At 73.3% G+C, this 16,679-nt stretch carries 17 protein-coding genes; 7 read left to right on the forward strand and 10 right to left on the reverse strand.

What is annotated here, in order from left to right:
* The first annotated feature begins 226 nt into the window (after nucleotides 1-226).
* A complete protein-coding gene (chcB, locus tag ABT296_RS05345; protein WP_351923412.1) occupies nucleotides 227-1,018 on the forward strand; it encodes a 2-cyclohexenylcarbonyl CoA isomerase in 792 nt (263 codons plus the stop codon).
* Between the two features lie 19 nt (nucleotides 1,019-1,037).
* On the opposite strand, the gene ABT296_RS05350 is transcribed toward chcB, so the two are convergent.
* Nucleotides 1,038-1,619 (reverse strand): DNA-3-methyladenine glycosylase I, encoded by a 582-nt coding sequence (locus ABT296_RS05350; RefSeq protein WP_351923414.1) that lies wholly within the window; start codon nucleotides 1,617-1,619, stop codon nucleotides 1,038-1,040.
* Entirely contained in the window at nucleotides 1,616-1,960 is a 345-nt protein-coding gene (locus tag ABT296_RS05355) for a DivIVA domain-containing protein (protein WP_351923579.1), read from the reverse strand. Before ABT296_RS05355 ends, ABT296_RS05350 begins: the two co-directional genes overlap by 4 nt.
* 134 nt (nucleotides 1,961-2,094) lie before the next feature.
* Here ABT296_RS05355 and folP point away from each other — a divergent pair, with 134 nt between their 5' ends.
* Nucleotides 2,095-2,955 (forward strand): dihydropteroate synthase, encoded by an 861-nt coding sequence (gene folP, locus ABT296_RS05360; protein WP_351923416.1) that lies wholly within the window; start codon nucleotides 2,095-2,097, stop codon nucleotides 2,953-2,955.
* 58 nt (nucleotides 2,956-3,013) lie between these two features.
* Here the strand turns inward: folP and ABT296_RS05365 are convergent, their stop codons facing one another.
* A complete protein-coding gene (locus ABT296_RS05365; protein ID WP_351923418.1) occupies nucleotides 3,014-3,772 on the reverse strand; it encodes an LOG family protein in 759 nt (252 codons plus the stop codon).
* A 102-nt stretch (nucleotides 3,773-3,874) separates the two neighbouring features.
* Nucleotides 3,875-4,954: a succinyl-diaminopimelate desuccinylase gene (gene dapE / locus ABT296_RS05370; RefSeq protein ID WP_351923420.1), complete on the reverse strand. Its 1,080-nt coding sequence runs from the start codon at nucleotides 4,952-4,954 to the stop codon at nucleotides 3,875-3,877.
* A gap of 83 nt (nucleotides 4,955-5,037) precedes the next feature.
* On the opposite strand from dapE, the gene ABT296_RS05375 reads away from it, so the two are divergent.
* On the forward strand, nucleotides 5,038-6,006 hold the full coding sequence (locus ABT296_RS05375) for a VldE C-terminal domain-containing protein (RefSeq protein ID WP_351923422.1): 969 nt from the start codon (nucleotides 5,038-5,040) through the stop codon (nucleotides 6,004-6,006).
* Nucleotides 6,007-6,318: 312 nt separating this feature from the next.
* Nucleotides 6,319-6,771: an ATP-binding protein gene (locus tag ABT296_RS05380; protein WP_351923424.1), complete on the forward strand. Its 453-nt coding sequence runs from the start codon at nucleotides 6,319-6,321 to the stop codon at nucleotides 6,769-6,771.
* A gap of 67 nt (nucleotides 6,772-6,838) precedes the next feature.
* Here ABT296_RS05380 and ABT296_RS05385 read toward each other — a convergent pair whose 3' ends face one another.
* Both ABT296_RS05385 and fdxA read right to left on the reverse strand, forming a co-directional pair.
* Nucleotides 6,839-7,933, reverse strand: a complete 1,095-nt coding sequence (locus ABT296_RS05385; protein WP_351923426.1) for a bifunctional succinyldiaminopimelate transaminase/glutamate-prephenate aminotransferase — start codon at nucleotides 7,931-7,933, stop codon at nucleotides 6,839-6,841.
* A gap of 109 nt (nucleotides 7,934-8,042) precedes the next feature.
* Entirely contained in the window at nucleotides 8,043-8,363 is a 321-nt protein-coding gene (gene fdxA / locus ABT296_RS05390; RefSeq protein WP_114622457.1) for a ferredoxin, read from the reverse strand.
* 140 nt (nucleotides 8,364-8,503) lie between these two features.
* Between fdxA and ABT296_RS05395 the strand changes: the two genes are divergently transcribed.
* Nucleotides 8,504-9,514 carry a GNAT family N-acetyltransferase gene (locus tag ABT296_RS05395; RefSeq protein WP_351923428.1) on the forward strand — a complete coding sequence of 337 codons (1,011 nt, stop codon included), beginning with the start codon at nucleotides 8,504-8,506 and terminating at the stop codon, nucleotides 9,512-9,514.
* A gap of 30 nt (nucleotides 9,515-9,544) precedes the next feature.
* Complete coding sequence (locus ABT296_RS05400) at nucleotides 9,545-10,396, forward strand: SirB1 family protein (protein WP_351923430.1); 852 nt, start codon at nucleotides 9,545-9,547, stop codon at nucleotides 10,394-10,396.
* 36 nt (nucleotides 10,397-10,432) lie between these two features.
* Here ABT296_RS05400 and ABT296_RS05405 read toward each other — a convergent pair whose 3' ends face one another.
* The 4 genes from ABT296_RS05405 to ABT296_RS05420 all read right to left on the reverse strand — a co-directional run bounded on the left by ABT296_RS05405 (nucleotide 10,433) and on the right by ABT296_RS05420 (nucleotide 14,279).
* Nucleotides 10,433-12,580, reverse strand: coding sequence for a hypothetical protein (locus ABT296_RS05405; RefSeq protein ID WP_351923432.1), 2,148 nt, complete (start codon nucleotides 12,578-12,580; stop codon nucleotides 10,433-10,435).
* A gap of 195 nt (nucleotides 12,581-12,775) precedes the next feature.
* Nucleotides 12,776-13,189, reverse strand: coding sequence for a DUF6113 family protein (locus ABT296_RS05410; protein ID WP_351923434.1), 414 nt, complete (start codon nucleotides 13,187-13,189; stop codon nucleotides 12,776-12,778).
* Nucleotides 13,189-14,052, reverse strand: a complete 864-nt coding sequence (gene mshB, locus ABT296_RS05415; protein WP_351923436.1) for an N-acetyl-1-D-myo-inositol-2-amino-2-deoxy-alpha-D-glucopyranoside deacetylase — start codon at nucleotides 14,050-14,052, stop codon at nucleotides 13,189-13,191. The genes ABT296_RS05410 and mshB overlap by 1 nt, the downstream gene beginning before the upstream one ends.
* A 32-nt stretch (nucleotides 14,053-14,084) precedes the next feature.
* Nucleotides 14,085-14,279, reverse strand: a complete 195-nt coding sequence (locus ABT296_RS05420) for a hypothetical protein (RefSeq protein WP_351923440.1) — start codon at nucleotides 14,277-14,279, stop codon at nucleotides 14,085-14,087.
* A gap of 186 nt (nucleotides 14,280-14,465) precedes the next feature.
* On the opposite strand from ABT296_RS05420, the gene ABT296_RS05425 reads away from it, so the two are divergent.
* Nucleotides 14,466-16,583, forward strand: coding sequence for a prolyl oligopeptidase family serine peptidase (locus tag ABT296_RS05425; protein ID WP_351923442.1), 2,118 nt, complete (start codon nucleotides 14,466-14,468; stop codon nucleotides 16,581-16,583).
* The last annotated feature ends 96 nt before the right edge of the window (nucleotides 16,584-16,679 follow it).

Here is a 16,679-nt window from a genome sequence, read left to right on the forward strand (position 1 = left end):
CCGCATCCCAGGACCCGATGACCAACATCGGTAGGCATCGCTTGGGCAACGCGCGCGAGCAAAACCACTCAATTCGGCGATGTGACTGCGATACTGCGCCGCCGCACGCGGATCCGCCGAACGGAAACGGCTCCGATTTCTTTGACGCAGGTCACACCTGCGCGCTCGGCGATCTCCGCCATGCTGTCCTGAGACATCAGCCGCGACTCCGGAGGGGACACACACCATGGCCGACACCGTGCTCTACGAGGTGAGCGACGGGCTCGCGACGATCACGCTGAACCGCCCCGAGGCGATGAACGCGCTGAACATCGAGACCAAGGTCGCCCTGCGGGAGGCCGTGACCTCGGCGGGTGCGGACTCCTCGGTGCGGGCCGTGCTGCTGACCGCCGCCGGTGACCGGGCGTTCTGCGTGGGCCAGGACCTCAAGGAGCACATCGGACTGCTGGCCGAGGGGTCCGGTCAGGTGATGAGCACGGTGCGCGAGCACTACAACCCGATCGCCCGGGCGCTCACGGAGATGGCCAAGCCGGTGGTCGCCGGGGTGAACGGCGTCGCCGCGGGGGCCGGTTTCGGCTTCGCGCTCGCCGCGGACTACCGGGTGGTGGCCGACACCGCCGCCTTCAACACCTCGTTCGCGGGGGTGGCGCTGACCGCCGACTCCGGGATCTCCTGGACCCTGCCGCGCGTGGTGGGCCCCGGGCGCGCCGCCGACCTGCTGCTCTTCCCGCGCAGCATCAAGGCGCAGGAGGCCTACGAGCTGGGGATCGCGAGCCGGGTGGTGCCCGCCGCGTCGCTGCGCGAGGAGGCCGAGCGGGTGGCCCGCGCGCTGGCCGAGGGGCCGACGGTGGCCTTCGCGGCGATCAAGGAGGCGGTCGCCTTCGGGTCCTCCCACTCGCTCGCGGAGACCCTGGAGAAGGAGGACGAGCTGCAGACCCTCGCGGGGGCCTCGGAGGACCACGCGATCGCGGTGCGCGCCTTCGTCGCCAAGGAGAAGCCGAAGTACCTGGGCCGCTAGGACGTCTCCGGCCTCGGGCCTACGGCCGGTTCCTGGCGGCGCAGTCCGTGAGGTGGTCGTCGACCAGGCCGCACGCCTGCATCAGGGCGTAGGCGGTCGTGGGCCCGACGAATCTCAGGCCCCGCGCCTTGAGGGCCTTGGACAGCGCCGTGGAGCCCGGGGTGATCGCGGGGACGTCCGCGAGGGTCCTGGGGACCGGGCCGGGTTCCGGGGCGTGGGACCAGATCAGCTCGTCCAGGTCGCCGGCCGCCCAGCCGGCCAGCACGCGCGCGTTGGCGAGCGTGGCGTCGATCTTGGCCCGGTTGCGGATGATGCCCTCGTCGGCGAGGAGGCGGTCGCGGTCCTCGTCGGTGAAGGCGGCGACCTTCTCGATCCGGAACCCGGCGAACGCCGCGCGGAAGCCGGGGCGGCGGCGCAGGATGGTGATCCAGGAGAGCCCGGACTGGAAGGCCTCCAGGGACAGCCGCTCGAAGAGGGCGTCGTCCCCGTGAACCGGGCGCCCCCACTCCTCGTCGTGGTAGGTGACGTAGTCCGGCGTGGACAGCGCCCAGGGGCAGCGCCGTACGCCGTCCGGGCCGGCCTGGGCGGAGCCGTCGGTCACCGGTCCTCCTGCTCGGGCTTGTCCAGGGCGACGGGGGACCCGGCGCGCGCGCCGGCCAGGGCGGACTCCAGGTCGGCGATGCGGGCGTCCCGCTCGGCGAGTTCGGCGCCGAGGCGGCTGAGCGCGTCGTCGACGTCCGACATGCGGTAGCCGCGGGCGGCGAGGGGGAAGCGGAGGCTGTCGATGTCCTCGCGGTCCACCGGACGGTCGAGCGGGAGCGGGTCGTGGAGGCGCTCGGGCATGACCTCCGGCAGCGGGCCGCCGCCCTCGCCGCCGCCCACCACCGCGAGGGTCACCGAGGCGACCACGACGGCGAGCGCGACGACCAGGAACAAGAACATAACCATCGCTGAGGTCCCCACGGTCGGTGCAAGTGTGCGGTCGAGTGTGTCAGGGTCCGATCGTGCCATGCGAGTCCGGCGGTTAGGGTCGCAGGCGGCCGATGATCAGTACGTACGGGAGAGGTTCACAGGGGATGCTCAGGCTGGGCAGGCGTGAGTTCGACACGCACGAGCCGGTGATCATGGCGATCGTGAACCGGACCCCGGACTCCTTCTACGACCAGGGGGCGACGTTCCACGACGAACCCGCCCTCGCGCGCGTGGAGCGGGCCGTGGCGGAGGGCGCCGCCATCATCGACATCGGGGGCGTGAAGGCGGGCCCCGGGGAAGAGGTGTCGGCGGCCGAGGAGGCGCGGCGCACGGTGGGTTTCGTGGCCGAGGTGCGGCGGCGGTTCCCGGACGTCGTGATCAGCGTGGACACCTGGCGGGCCGAGGTCGGCGAGGCGGTCTGCGAGGCCGGCGCGGATGTCCTCAACGACGCCTGGGGCGGGGTCGACCCGCGGCTGGCGGAGGTGGCCGCCCGGTACCGGGTGGGGCTGGTGTGCACGCACGCCGGGGGCGCGGAGCCCCGTACACGGCCGCACCGGGTGACGTACGACGACGTCATGGCGGACATCCTGCGGGTGACCGTGGGGCTGGCCGAGCGGGCCGTGGCGCTGGGGGTGCCCCGGGAGTCGGTGATGATCGATCCCGGTCATGACTTCGGGAAGAACACCCGGCACAGTCTGGAGGCGACCCGGCGGCTTCAGGAGATGGTGGCGACCGGCTGGCCGGTGCTGGTGTCGCTGTCCAACAAGGACTTCGTCGGCGAGACGCTGGACCGGCCGGTGAAGGAGCGTGTCGTGGGCACGCTGGCCACGACGGCCGTCTCGGCGTGGCTGGGCGCGCAGGTGTACCGGGTGCACGAGGTCGCCGAGACCCGCCAGGTGGTGGACATGGTGGCGTCGATCGCGGGCCACCGCCCGCCGGCCGTGGCGCGGCGCGGGCTGGCCTGAAGCCTGTCGGAAAAGGTGGTGGACGCGGGGCGGGCCGCCCCGCGTCCGGGCCGGTGCGTCAGCGGCCCGCCTCCTTGGAGACCAGGGCCACCGCCTCGTCGACGTCGTCCGTGACGTGGAAGAGCAGCAGGTCCTTCTCGGAGGCCTTGCCCTGGGCCACCAGGGTGTTGCGCAGCCAGTCGATCAGGCCGCCCCAGTACTCCGTGCCGAACAGCACGATGGGGAAGCGGGTGACCTTCTGGGTCTGGACCAGGGTGAGGGCCTCGAAGAGTTCGTCGAGGGTGCCCAGGCCGCCGGGCAGGACCACGAAGCCCTGGGCGTACTTGACGAACATCATCTTCCGGACGAAGAAGTACCGGAAGTTCAGGCCGATGTCGACGTAGGGGTTGAGCCCCTGCTCGAAGGGGAGCTCGATACCGAGGCCGACCGAGATGCCCTTCGCCTCGCAGGCGCCCTTGTTGGCCGCCTCCATGGCTCCGGGACCGCCGCCGGTGATGACGGCGAAGCCCGCCTCCACCAGGCCCCGCCCCAGCCGCACCCCGGCCTCGTACTCCGGGGAGTTGGCCGGGGTACGGGCCGAGCCGAAGACGCTGATCGCGGGCGGGAGCTCGGCGAGGGTGCCGAAGCCCTCGATGAACTCCGACTGGATGCGCAGGACGCGCCAGGGGTCGGTGTGGACCCAGTCCGAGGGGCCTCCGGCGTCCAGCAGGCGCTGGTCCGTCGTACTCGCCGTGACCTGGTCCCGCCGTCGGAGTACGGGTCCCAGGCGCTGCTCCTCCGGTGGCTGCTTCCTGCCCTCGGGGTTCCCGGTAGCCATGTGCGCTCCCTCCGCTTGCGGTTGTTCCACCTCAGCGTAGATCTACGCGGGTTACGGAAGGGGGACATCGGCATGTCCGGCGTCCCCGCATTCCGTGGGTGCTCAGGCGGTCAGCCACGCACGCAGGCGTTCCTCGCCCGCGAGGATCTTCGCCGTGTCGACCCGCTCGTCCCGCTTGTGCGCCAGGTGCGGGTTGCCGGGGCCGTAGTTGACGGCCGGGACGCCGAGTGCGGAGAAGCGGGAGACGTCCGTCCAGCCGTACTTGGGCATCGGGGTGCCGCCGACCGCGTCGATGAAGGCCGCGGCCGCCGGGTGGCTCAGGCCCGGCAGGGCGCCGGGGCTGTGGTCGTCCACCACGAACTCCGCCACGCCGCAGTCCGCGAACACCTCGTGGACGTGGGCGAGCGCCTCCTCCTCGGTGCGGTCGGGGGCGTAGCGGAAGTTGACGGTCACCACGCACTCGTCGGGGATGACGTTGCCGGCCACGCCGCCCGAGATGCCGACCGCGTTCAGGCCCTCCCGGTACTCCAGGCCGTCGATGACCGGCCACCGCGGTTCGTAGGCGGCCAGGCGGGCCAGAATGGGGGCGGCGGCGTGGATCGCGTTGGAGCCCATCCAGCCGCGCGCCGAGTGGGCCCGCTCGCCCTCGGTCCTCAGCAGTACGCGCAGGGTGCCCTGGCAGCCGCCCTCGACCTGGCCGTCGGAGGGCTCCAGCAGGACCGCGAAGTCGCCCGCGAGCCAGTCGGGGTGCGCCTCGGCCACATGCCGCAGACCGTTGAGGTGTGCGGCGACCTCCTCGTTGTCGTAGAAGACGAAGGTGAGGTCGCGGTTGGGGGCGGGGACGGTCGCGGCGATGCGCAGCTGTACCGCCACTCCGGACTTCATGTCGCAGGTGCCGCAGCCCCACAGGACGCCGTCGTCGTCGAGCCGGGAGGGGACGTTGTCCGCGATCGGCACGGTGTCGATGTGGCCGGCCAGGATCACGCGCTCGGCGCGGCCGAGGCCGGTGCGGGCCACGACGTTGTTGCCGTACCGGTCGACTCTCAGGTGCGGCAGGGCGCGCAGGGCGGACTCGATCGCGTCGGCGAGCGGCTTCTCCGTTCCGCTCTCGGACGGGAAGTCGACGAGTGCCGCGGTCAGGCGGGCTGCGTCCAGCGTGAGGTCAAGCGGGGTGTCTGGCATGGGCTCGACCCTAGCCCCCTGGGCGTTCGCACAGTTTTCGCACCAGCCTCGGCCGCGGCTCTACTCTCCAGTACCTTGTACGCGTGCCAGAGCCGTCCACCACTCCCAGACGCCGTGGCCGCCTCTTCCGTTTCGGGGCGGCCTTCGTGGTCCTGCTCGCCGTCGCGGGCTATCTCGTCGTGCAGTACGTCACCGGGGGCGCGGGGGCGCCCGGCTGCAAGGTCGTCTCGGCCGACGACGACGGCAGGAGCTACGAGTTCACGCCCGAGCAGGCGGTGAACGCGGCGACGATCACCGCGGTCGGCACCGGACGCGAACTGCCCGAGCGGGCGGTGACCATAGCGCTGGCGACCGCGCTGCAGGAGTCGGCGCTGCGCAACATCGAGCACGGGGACCGGGATTCGCTGGGCCTGTTCCAGCAGCGGCCCTCGATGGGCTGGGGCACCGAGCGGGAGATCATGGACCCGGCCTACGCGGCGGGGGCCTTCTACGACCACCTGGTCAAGGTGCCCGACTACACCGGGCTGCCGCTCACCGTGGCCGCGCAGAAGGTGCAGCGCAGCGGCTTCCCCGACGCGTACGCCAAGCACGAGCCGGACGCGGCGCTGCTGGCCGCCGCCCTGACCGGCCGCTCGGCGGCGACGCTTACCTGCGAGGGCCGCCCGGGCACGGTCCCGGTGACCGGGACGGCGCCGGTGCGGGACGCGCTGGCGCGGGACTTCGGGCGGGACGTGCTGGAGCCGGCCGCCGCGGTCGTCGACGAGGAGTCCGGGTCCACCGCCTCCCCCGGTAACGGCGCCGACGGCGACGGGCGCACGCTCACCCTGCCGGTGACCGAGGGGTCCGAGAAAACGGACGCGGCGGGGCGCGGCTGGCAGCTCGCGCACTGGGCCGTCGCCAACGCATCGGCGCTGCGCATCGAGCGGGTCTCGTACGCCGGGCTGGAGTGGAAGGCCGGGAACACCGGCAGCCGGTGGCGGGCGCCGGAGACCGGGGGCGCCGCGGGGGCCGAGAAGGGCGCCGGGCCGGTCCGGATCGTGACCGCGCACTAGTGCGGGCGGTCCCCCGCCCGGGTTGGCGGGGGCGGCGGCGCCCGACACGCCGTGAGCCGTGTACCAAGGGGGGCGCCGATGGTCGTCGAGCCCTTGGGAACCAAGGGCTGTAAGGATTCCGCGCCCTCTTCCGACGGGGCCTCTTTGCCCGTTTTTATCCACAGCAGATAATGCGACGCATTACCAACTCTTTACGTTACTCCGCCGCAACCTTCGCCGAGCTGGAGCGGTAGTCACTGCGTCCGAGGCCAAAGATCGACTCCGGCCGCGGACGGAACGGATCTCACCGGACAGACCTGTCGAAGGAGCAACATGACCCTCCCCCTGACCCGCCGTATCGCCCGTGCCGCGCTGCTCGTCGCTGCGGGAGCGGCCGCCGGGGTAGGTGCGGCCGGCTCCGCGAGCGCGGCCCCGGCACTGCCGGCCACCCCCGGCCTCGGCGGTCTGACCGCCCTGGACGGGGCGAACATGGGCAACACCGTCGACGGCGCGGCGCGGAACGTCACCGGGCTGGCCGGCGAGGCCGGCGGCAAGGCGGTCGGCACGTCGGTGCCGGCCGCGGGCAAGACCAGCGGCAAGGCGGTCAAGAAGGCCACGCCGGCCGCGCAGAAGACCGCGGGTGAGGCGGCCGGGGCCGCCGGGGACATCCTGGGCGACACCGCGTCCACCGCGACCAAGGGCGGGCTGCCCACGGAGTCCCTCACCCAGGGCGGCCTGCCCTCGGCGGACTCCCTCCCGGTCCAGAGCCTGCCGCTGGGCGGCTGACCGCTCGCACCGCGTACGGCGAAGGGGCCCGGGGGCGTACCCCGGGCCCCTTCGGCGTGCCGGGGTGTCAGGACAGCCGCTGCACGGCCTCGCGGACCCGCTCGTCCGTGGCGGTGAAGGCCACGCGGACATGGTTCGCGCCCGCCTCGCCGTAGAAGTCGCCGGGGGCCACCAGGATGCCGAGCCCGGCCAGGTGCGCCACCGTCTCCCAGCAGGACTCGCCGCGGGTGGCCCAGAGGTAGAGGCTGGCCTCGCTGTGCTCGATGCGGAAGCCGTGGCCGGTCAGGGCGGCCCGCAGGGCGTCACGCCGGGCCGCGTAGCGCTCGCGCTGGACCCTGACGTGCTCGTCGTCGCCGAGGGCCGCGACGACGGCGGCCTGGGTCGGCGCCGAGGTCATCATGCCGCCGTGCTTGCGGATCTCCAGCAGCGGGGCGAGGACGTCCGGGTCGCCGGCCAGGAAGGCCGCGCGGTAGCCGGCCAGGTTGGAGCGCTTGGAGAGCGAGTGGACGGCCACGATGCCCTCGTAGGAGCCGCCGTTGACGTCCGGGTGCAGCACCGAGACCGGGTCGGCCTCCCAGCCCAGCTCCAGATAGCACTCGTCGGAGAAGACCAGGACGCCGTGGGACCGGGCCCAGGCGACGATCCTCGTCAGCTCCTCCTGGGACAGCACCCGGCCCGTGGGGTTCGACGGGGAGTTCAGCCAGAGGAGCTTCAGGCCCTCGGGGTCCAGGTCGGTGGGGTCGTCGTAGACCTCGTACCCGGCGCGGGCCAGCCGGGCGCCGACCTCGTAGGTCGGGTAGGCCAGGCGCGGGTACGCCACCCGGTCGCCGGGGCCGAGGCCCAGCTGGGTGGGGAGCCAGGCGACGAGTTCCTTGGAGCCGACGATCGGCAGGACGTGCCGGTGCGTCACCCCGCGGGCGCCGAGGCGGCGCTCCACCCAGCCGGTGAGCGCGTCCCGCAGCTCCGGGGTGCCCCACACCGTCGGATAGCCCGGCGAGTCGGCCGCCGCGATCAGCGCCTTCTGGATCGGCTCGGGCACCGGGTCGACCGGTGTGCCGACCGACAGGTCGACGATGCCGCCCGGATGGGCCGAGGCCGTCGCCTTGTAGGGCGTCAGCTTGTCCCAGGGGAAGGCGGGGAGACGGTCGGTGACTGCGGACACGGGGATCTGGCTCACTTTCTCGTCCGTACGGCGAACGCCCCGGTCCCGCGGGCGATCGAGGGCGATCAGGCCGTACGGGACCGAGGCGGCGCGGTGATGCGGGCCGCGCTCAGCCGTTCTGCGGCGGCAGCGCGGCGACGAAGGGGTGGTCCCGCTCGATCAGGCCGAGCTTGCTGGCGCCGCCGGGAGAGCCGAGCTCGTCGAAGAACTCGACGTTCGCCTTGTAGTAGTCCTTCCACTCCTCCGGAGTGTCGTCCTCGTAGAAGATCGCCTCGACCGGGCAGACCGGCTCACAGGCACCACAGTCGACGCATTCGTCCGGGTGGATGTACAAGGACCGGGAGCCCTCGTAGATGCAGTCGACCGGGCACTCCTCGATGCACGCCTTGTCCTTGACGTCGACACAAGGCTGCGCGATGACGTAGGTCACGCTGTCGTTCCTCCTCGATAGGGCGCTGGCGGGCCTCCACAGGCTCCGCCGCCTGGCGCGCGGGAGCGCGGCGTCGTCGATGCCCGCCCCTAGTATCTCCGTTCTTGGGCATGATCCGAACAGGAGGGGTGAACTGACCTGTGGAAATCTCTGCGACGGGGCGCCTTGAGGTCCGTATCACCGCTGCTGACGTGGGCAAACGGGTCTCGGTGCGACGTCTGGACGATCCGGCGCGCGGGGGTGAGAAGTTCACCGACACGGTGGGTGTTCTCGCATCATGGGACGACGGTGTGCTGCTGATCACACGGAAGAGCGGCGAGACCGTCCGTATCGCGGAATCGTCGCTGGTCGCGGGCAAGGTCGTGCCGAGCGCCCCGGCCCGGCGCCGGGGGCCCGCCGCCTCCTACGCGGAGCTCGCGCGCGTCTCCGCGCGCGCCTGGCCGCCGGTCGAGAGCGAGCGGCTCGGCGACTGGGAGCTGCGGGCCGCCGCCGGCTTCACCCGGCGGGCCAACTCCGTGCTCCCGCTGGGCGACCCCGGCCTGCCGCTCGACGAGGCCCTGTCCGCCGTGCGCCGCTGGTACGGCGAGCGCGGTCTGCCCGCCTATGTGCAGACCGCGACCGGCGCCGAGGGCACGCAGGAGCTGCTCTGCGCGGAGCTGGAGCGGCGGGGCTGGGCGCGTGAGGTCTCCGCGGAGCTGTGGACCGGGGCGCTGGCGCCGCTCGCGGACCGGGAGGAGCCGGCCGGGGTGCTGCTGTCCCGGACGGCGGACGAGGCGTGGCTGGGCCGCTACCGGCGCAAGGGGCTGAGCGAGGCGGCCCTGGCGGTGCTGGGCGGCGGGCCCTCGGTGTGGTTCGCGACGGTGCCGGGCGCGGACGGCGCGCCCGCCGCGATCGGGCGGTGCGTGGTCGACGGCCGGTGGGCGGGGTTCGCCGCGGTCGAGGTCGATCCGGCGATGCGGCGGCGGGGGCTGGCCTCCGCCGTGATGGCCGCGCTGGCCGGGCGGGCTCTCGAGGAGGGGGCGTCGGCGGGCTGGCTGCAGGTGGAGAGCGACAACGCGGGGGCGCGGGCGCTGTACGCCGGGAGCGGCTTCTCGGCGCACCACGCCTACCACCACTACCGCGAGCCGGGGAACTCCGGCTCGGACCGGTAACCGATCGCCGTGAGAGGGCACGAGCCTGCTATGCGTTCCCCCAACCCCCCATCACCCGAACGTTCGCTCGAACTGCGTCGCCGGTTCGCCGAGGAGGCCCGCTGCGAGCGGCCCGATCTGTCGGCGCTGTGCCTGCTGGTGGGTGCCGTGGCGGACGGCGCCCTGGACGAGGCGGGCATCGACGGCGCGCAGATGGAGCTGGACCGGCTGGCGGGCCTGCTGCCGTACCGGCCCGGTGGTCCGCGCGCCTGGGCCGCCGCGCTGCGGGAGCTCCTCGGCGAACGGCTCGGCTTCCACGGCGCGCCGGGCGACTACCAGCGGCTGGAGTCCTCGCTGCTGCACGAGGTGCTGCGGCGTCGGCGGGGGCTGCCGATCCTGCTGTCGGTGGTGTGGACGGAGGTGGCGCGCCGGGCCGGGGCGCCGGTGTACGGCGTGGCCCTGCCGGGGCACTTCGTGGTGGGCTTCGGGGACCCGGACGAGCAGGTGCTCGCCGATCCGTTCAACGGCGGCCGGGCGCTGACGGGGACCGACGCCGAACTGCTGGTGGCGGGCGCGACGGGCGCCGCGCTGGAGCCGTCGATGCTGGTGCCCGCGACGCCGCTGGAGGTCGTCTCGCGGATCCTGAACAACATCCGCGCGTGGGCGGCGGCCCGCCCCGAGCGCTCGGACGTGGGGCTGTGGGCCGTCGACCTCGCCCTGCTGCTGCCCTCGCACCCGGCCCGGCTGCGCTATGAGCGGGCCCAACTGCTGGTCCAGCGAGGTGACTTCGTCAAGGGCGCGGCGGAGCTGGAGGCGTACGCCGAGGTGGTGGAGCCGGTCGACGCCCCGGCGGCGGGCCGGGTACGGCAACAGGCCCACTCGGCGCGGGCGATGCTGAACTGAGCGGGGCACCCGGATCGCTCCGGGCGCCCCGGGCGGTCAGCTCGGGTTCGTCTCGATGGTGACGTCCCGGTCGGTCTTGCTCAGCAGCGCCTGGCGCAGGGCGCCGTAGACGTCCTGCGGGGTGACGGCGGTCTTCTCGCCGGTGCCCCGGGTGATCGTCACGCCGTCGAAGGTGCTGCCGTAGAGCTGCTCGAGCGCCTTGAGGTCCGGGCTGTCGACGAGCTTGCCGTCCACGGCCTTCACCTTGAGGAACTTCCACAGGGAGTTCTCCGGGCTGAACTCGATGAAGCGGGTGGCGTCCGTCCGCACGATGACGTTGCCCGACATGGCGGGCGTGGCGAACTCCTTCATCTCCCGGTCGACCTCGGCGTTGGAGATCGTCGGCTGCCGGGTCGTGGTGGCGACCTCGACGGCCGTGGCGGCGCCGGTCTCCACCTGGCTGCGGTACGCCTGGACCACCGCGTCGGTCGACTTGGCGACGTCGATGCCCTCGCCGGCCTTCCCGTACACGGCGACGGCCTTGCCGGAGGTGAACCTGATCGTGCCGTCGGCGCCGGAGCCGGAGCCGCCGGCGGCGTTCTCCAGGGCCGCCTGGAGCTTCTCCTCGTCGACCGGCATGACGGGCTCGACGACGCGCTGCTGACCGAAGAGCGAGCCGATCACGGAGACCGGGTTGTAGTCGCTGCGGGCGGCGTCGCTGACCGTGGTGGTGGCGTCGAACTGGAGGCCCGACTGGTCCGGCTTGAGCTGGACGGTCTTGCCGCCGACCGACAGCTTCAGGGCCTGGTTGACCCGGTCCTCGAAGGCGTCGTCGAGCTTCTGGACCGCGTCGTCCCGGGTGCCGCCGCCAATGTCGACGCCGAGCACGGTGGTGCCCTTGGGCACGTCGGAGTGGTTCATCAGCAGGCCGGCGCCGTACAGACCGCCGGCCAGGACGATCACTCCGCTGGTGAGCAGGCCCAGCTTGCCGCGACCCTTCTTCTTCGGCGCGGGGGCCGTGGGCCGGGAGACCGGCTCGGGCAGCTTCGGGGGCGTGTGCGGCAGCGGTCCGTCGGGGTGGGCGCCGGCCCCGAAGGGGGTGCCCTGGGCGCCGGGCGGCACGACGGGGATACCGCTGGTGACGGTGTGCCCGGAGACGTTGTCGCCGGGGTTGCCGTAGCCCGGGGTGCCCGGTTCGGGGGCGGGCAGCTGCGGGGTGAGGACGGCGGTGTCGTCGCTGAGGCCGCCGCCGGGGACGTGCATGCCGCCCGTCGCCGGGCCGCCGGCCGGCGGGACCATCGGGCCGGCCCCGGTCACCGGACCGGTCGTCGGGCCCGCGGGGCCCTGATGGCCGCCCGGGCCGTTGAAGGCGCCGGGGCCGCCGGGGCCCGCGGGGCCGCCGTTCGGGCCGCCGGGCGCGCCCGGGCCGGCGTAGCCGTTCTGCCCGCCATTGCCGGAGAAGTACGGCAGGTCGTCGCGGCGCGGCTCCTCGGCGGGGCGGGAGCCGTTGCCCAGCGGACCGGCGGCCAGCGCCTCGGTGACGTCGAAGGAGCCGGTGCCGCCGCCGTGCCCGGGCGCCACGGGCCCGCCGGTCGCGCCCGGGAGTCCCGAGCCGCCGGTGCCGCCGTTGCCGCCGGGGCGGGGGCCGCCCTGCGTGTTCATGCCGCCGCCGACACCGCCGGGCCTCGGGGCCGAGGGCGCCGGGCCCTGGGCGGGACGCGCGGCGGAGGGCGGCGCGGCCGGGCCGGCGGAACCGCCGGGCGCACCGGCCCCGTTGCCCTGGCCTGCGGCCGGAGTGGGCTTGGGGGCACCGGACTTGCGGGGCGCGAACCAGTCGCTGCGCTTCTCCTCGGCCGGGGCCGCGGGCTCGGCGGGCGGCTCGGGGGCGGGCGCGGGCGCGACGGCACCCGGCGCCGACGGCGCGGCCTGCGAGGCCGTGGTGCCGCCCGCGGGCTCGGCGGTGGCGTCCGCGACGGGCTTGCGCACGACGACCGGCGGAATGGGCCGCGAGCCCGGGATGTTGATCCGGATCCGGGTCGTCAGTGTGGTCTCGGTCTTGCGCTCCTCCGGCTGCGCGGCCGAACGGCCCGCGTCCGGACCGCCGTCGGGAACCGCGGGCGTCCCGTAAGGCGGCGTGCCCGAGGGGTAGGCGGCTCCGCCGCGCCCGTTGGGCCCGGAGGACGGACTGTCAGTTTCACGACTCAAGGCAGGTTCTCCCGGTTGGCTCCGCCGCCCTTTTCGACCTTCACGCGAGTAGGGGTCCCCCCGGCTGAGGTGCTTCGAGGCCGGGGGAGGCTCGGCGGCGCGCACCACCATACTGGCCACTTCTGGCGCGTATCCCACGACCGTCGGGGAAACCCGCACCGGACTCCCATGTGCGCGGAGCGGAGAAGTGGTACGTCACTTGCCAAGTCGGACCTGACCGCCGTCCGGTTGCCGCGTGGGCGCGAGGGTGGCGCACATCACAGCGGCGGCCATACCGCCGAGCAGGAAGATGTAGGAGCCGCCGTCCGAGGCGAAGACGAAGTCGCCCTCCGGGCGGCTGGTGGTCAGCAGGATGACGGCGAGCATCCAGCCGGCGGCGGGCGCGACGGCCCCGGCCCGGCCGCGGGCGGCCAGCGCCCCGCCGAAGCAGAGGCCGACCTCGCCGGCGAGCGCCAGCAGCAGCCCGAGCGGGAACCAGGCGCTCTGGACGAGCGCGCCCGCGGCTCCGACGACCGCGCCGAGCACGAACAGGCCGACGTACAGGGCGGCCCGGCCCAGGGAGGGCAGCGCGAGGGGCTGGGCGAGCAGGGGGGTCGGTTCGTTCTTCATCACGCCTCACCCGGTCCGGCGATTCCGGCGAACAGGTCCTTCTCGGGTGTTCCGGCCGCTTCGCCGCGCACCAACTCGTAGTACTCGGTGGTCAGGACGGGCTGGGCGAGTTCGTTGGAGAGGACGAAGTACTCGCCGCCGACCGTGATCTGGGTGGCGTGGGCGGCCATCGCGGCGGTCTTGGCGGCGCTGTGCGCGGTGCCGTCGACGACGGTGGTGATCCGCTCGTCGGCGACCACCCCGGGGACGTCGTCCAGCTCGGCCGCCCGGGTGAAGGGCAGGGACGGCAGGGCGTCCCTCAGCCGGGCGAACGCCTGCTCCCCCGCGGTGCGCGGGACCCGGTTCCAGTAGACCTTGGCGATCGGCACGCCGGCCTCGGCGGCCAGCTCCACGGCGCGCATCGCGACCCGGTGGGCCTGGATGTGGTCCGGGTGGCCGTAGCCGCCGTTGTCGTCGTAGGTGATCAGGACCTGGGGACGGACCTCGCGGATCACGTCCAGGAGGAGGCCGGCCGCCTCGTCGACGTCGGCCTGCCAGAAGCAGTCGGGGTCGTCGTTGTCGGGCAGGCCCATCATCCCGGAGTCGCAGTAGCGGCCCGCGCCGCCGAGCAGACGGAAGTCGTCGACGCCCAGCTCGCGCATGGCCGCCGTCAGCTCGCCCAGCCGGTGTCCGCCGAGGGCGGCGCCGGACAGATGGGCGAGAGCGGGCGGGATGACCTCGCCGCGCTCCCCGAGCGTGCAGGTGACCAGGGTCACCCGGGCGCCCTCTGCGGCGTACGCGGCCATGGTCGCGCCGTTGTTGATCGACTCGTCGTCCGGGTGCGCGTGCACCAGCAGCAGACGCCGGGAGGGCAGTTCCGTCATGGGGCCACCCTAAGGGGGAGGCCCCGATGGGATCAGAACTTGATGCTGCCGATCATGCTGGCCACGCTCGTGGTCAGGTCGCTGATCGTCGGCGACAGGGTCGACGATGCGAGGTAGAAGCCGAGCAGGATGCAGACGACCGCGTGACCGCCTTTCAGTCCCGACTTCTTGATCAACAAGAAGACGATGATCGCCAGCAGCACCACCGCCGAAATCGAGAGTGCCACGGCGGCTCACCTCCAAAGAACCCAGGGACGCGGGGGTCGGTCCGCATGGAACCGAGGGGGCAGATAAATCCATCCAGCAGCCAGCAGGTTCATACCCACTATGCGCTAGCGATCATAACTATCCGTACGCGCGCATCGGTCGGCGCACGGCCGCACAAGGGGGCGCATGGCCAATATGGTCGGTCCATGACGACGAGGTCCGACTCCTTCCCCCGACGGCACGCCCGTACCCAGCGGTTCACCCTCGGCGCGCCGCGCGCGTTCGGGGTGGCGCCCGACGGTTCGCGGGTCGCGTTCCTGCGCTCCGCGTCCGGTACGGACCGGGCGAACGCCCTGTGGGTGCTCGACACCGACAGCGGCCGGGAGCGCGTGGCCGCCGATCCGCGGGCCCTGCTGGGCGGTTCGACGGAACAGCTCTCCGCGCAGGAGCGCGCCCGGCGCGAACGCAGCCGTGAGGGCGGGGCCGGCATCGTCGGCTACGCCACCGACGCGGCCCTGGAGTTGGCGTCTTTCGCCTTGTCGGGGCGGCTTTTCCTGGCCGAGCTACGGGCCGGCACCGCGCGTGAACTCCCCTCCCGCGGACCGGTGATCGACCCCCGCCCCTCCCCCGACGGCCGCCGGGTCGCCTACGTCGCCCAGGGCGCCCTGCATGTCGTGGACGTCGACGGGGAGGCGGAACGCACGCTCGCCGGGGAGGAGTCGGCGCAGATCTCCTACGGTCTGGCCGAGTTCATCGCGGCCGAGGAGATGGGCCGCTCACGGGGTTTTTGGTGGGGTCCGGAGTCGGACCGGCTGCTGGTGGCGCGGGTGGATGACACACCGGTGCGCCGGTGGTGGATCTCCGATCCGGCCCACCCCGAGCGCGAGCCGCAGCGGGTGGGCTACCCGGCGGCGGGCACCGCCAACGCGGACGTACGGCTCTTCGTGGTGGGGTTGGACGGGGAGCGCACGGAGGTGATGTGGGACCGCGCCCGCTACCCGTATCTGGCGCATGTGCACTGGTCAGCGGCTGGCGCCCCGCTGCTGCTCGTACAGGCGCGCGACCAGCGCAGTCAGCTCTTCCTGGCCGTGGACCCGGAGTCGGGGACGACCCGGATGGTGCACGCGGACGAAGATCCAATTTGGCTGGAACTTTTCCCCGGGGTGCCCTGCTGGAGCCCTTCCGGGCGGCTGGTGCGGATCGTCGACGAGGGCGGCGCCCGGGTGCTCGCGGTGGGTGAACGGCCGCTGACGGGAGCGCAGTTGCATGTGCGGGCGGTGCTGGACGTGTCCGACGACGACGTGCTGGTCTCCGCGTCCGCGGGGGCGGCGGCGACGGCCCCGGAGATCGGCGAGGTGCACGTGTACCGGGTGAACGAACTCGGGGTGGAGCGCGTCTCGCAGGAGCCCGGCGTGCACACGGCGGTGCGCGCCGGGGGCGTGACCGTAATGGTGTCCTCGTCGCTGGACCGGCCGGGGTCGCGGGTGCGGGTGTACCGGGACGGGAAGCAGACGGCGACCATCCCCTCGTACGCGGAAAATCCTGGTCTGTCCCCGCGCGTGACGCTCACCCAGGGGGGCGCACGGCGCGTACCGTGCGCCGTGCTTATGCCATCGGACTACCGCGGTGACACCTCCCTGCCGGTCCTGATGGACCCCTATGGCGGCCCGCACGGGCCCCGGGTGGTGGCCGCGCACAACGCGATGCTCACCTCGCAGTGGTTCGCCGACCAGGGGTTCGCGGTGATCGTCGCGGACGGCCGGGGCACTCCGGGGCGCTCGCCGGAGTGGGAGAAGGAGATCCACCACGATCTGACGGTCAGCCTCGACGACCAGGTCGACGCCCTCCAGGACCTCGCCGGGAGCCACCCGCTCGACCTCTCCCGGGTCGCCGTCCGCGGCTGGTCGTACGGCGGCTGGCTGGCGGCTCTGGCGGTGCTGCGCCGGCCGGACGTCTTCCACGCCGGCATCGCGGGCGCCCCGGTCACGGACTGGCGGCTGTACGACACCCACTACACGGAGCGGTACCTGGGCGACCCGGCCGAGCGGCCCGAGGTGTACGCGCGCAGTTCGCTGGTGACCGACGAGGGGCTGTCGTCCCCGGCCGAGCCGCACCGCCCGCTGATGATCGTGCACGGCCTCGCCGACGACAACGTGGTCGTCGCGCACTCCCTGCGGCTGTCCTCGGCCCTGCTCTCAGCGGGCCGCCCGCACGAGGTCCTCCCGCTGAGCGGGGTGACCCATATGACGCCCCAGGAACAGGTCGCGGAGAACCTGCTGCTGCTCCAGGTGGACTTTCTCAGGCGCTCCCTGGGGATCGGGTAACGGCAACGGACCGGGGTGACATGGCGCACCCCGGTCCGTTTACGGCACCCGCACGGCCGTACGTTGTTCAGCGTGGCGCGTCCGTATATCGGAGGC

The organism is Streptomyces sp. NPDC000983, from assembly GCF_040299205.1.
GTDB lineage: Bacteria > Actinomycetota > Actinomycetes > Streptomycetales > Streptomycetaceae > Streptomyces.

Excerpts from the sequence above, each read along its gene's own strand:
- ABT296_RS05380 (WP_351923424.1), top strand. The coding sequence starts at position 6,319 with ATGACCCTCCCCCTGACCCGCCGTATCGCCCGTGCCGCGCTGCTCGTC.
- mshB (WP_351923436.1), bottom strand. The coding sequence starts at position 14,052 with ATGACGGAACTGCCCTCCCGGCGTCTGCTGCTGGTGCACGCGCACCCG.
- folP (WP_351923416.1), top strand. The coding sequence starts at position 2,095 with ATGCTCAGGCTGGGCAGGCGTGAGTTCGACACGCACGAGCCGGTGATC.
- ABT296_RS05425 (WP_351923442.1), top strand. The coding sequence starts at position 14,466 with ATGACGACGAGGTCCGACTCCTTCCCCCGACGGCACGCCCGTACCCAG.
- ABT296_RS05355 (WP_351923579.1), bottom strand. The coding sequence starts at position 1,960 with ATGTTCTTGTTCCTGGTCGTCGCGCTCGCCGTCGTGGTCGCCTCGGTG.
- chcB (WP_351923412.1), top strand. The coding sequence starts at position 227 with ATGGCCGACACCGTGCTCTACGAGGTGAGCGACGGGCTCGCGACGATC.
- ABT296_RS05400 (WP_351923430.1), top strand. The coding sequence starts at position 9,545 with ATGCGTTCCCCCAACCCCCCATCACCCGAACGTTCGCTCGAACTGCGT.
- ABT296_RS05410 (WP_351923434.1), bottom strand. The coding sequence starts at position 13,189 with ATGAAGAACGAACCGACCCCCCTGCTCGCCCAGCCCCTCGCGCTGCCC.
- dapE (WP_351923420.1), bottom strand. The coding sequence starts at position 4,954 with ATGCCAGACACCCCGCTTGACCTCACGCTGGACGCAGCCCGCCTGACC.
- ABT296_RS05365 (WP_351923418.1), bottom strand. The coding sequence starts at position 3,772 with ATGGCTACCGGGAACCCCGAGGGCAGGAAGCAGCCACCGGAGGAGCAG.